Source organism: Neisseria dentiae (assembly GCF_024580525.1).
GTDB classification, from domain to species: Bacteria; Pseudomonadota; Gammaproteobacteria; order Burkholderiales; family Neisseriaceae; genus Neisseria; species Neisseria dentiae_A.
The window spans coordinates 1-292 of record NZ_JANIKQ010000094.1 but is presented as its reverse complement, the minus strand read 5'-3'; the positions used below and the strand labels follow the sequence as shown (position 1 = coordinate 292).

The 292-nt window shown below is 48.3% G+C and carries 1 protein-coding gene; it reads right to left on the bottom strand.

From position 1 onward, the window contains the following. Positions 1-292: transposase (locus tag NQ012_RS13010; RefSeq protein WP_257067987.1), on the bottom strand; the 292-nt coding region annotated here is incomplete at both ends.

Sequence of the window (292 nt, the reverse complement as noted above, 5' to 3'; positions counted from 1 at the left end):
ACGAATAACCGGCAGTAAAGTTGCTGTTTGTGTATTGGGTACGGCAACGGTATAAACCTTGCCATTGCGCTTCAAAAGTCCGAATACGGCGACTTTGCCGGCAGCACCGCGCCCGCGTTTGCCTTTGCGTTGTCCGCCAAAATAACTTTCATCAATTTCTGCTTCGCCATCAAACATTTCCAAGTGCGGGCTGTTTTGATAGATGAGTAATCGCAGACGGTGAAAATAATAGGCGGCAGTATTTTTGTTTACACCAACCAATTCGGCAGCTACCCGTGCTGTAACGCCTGCT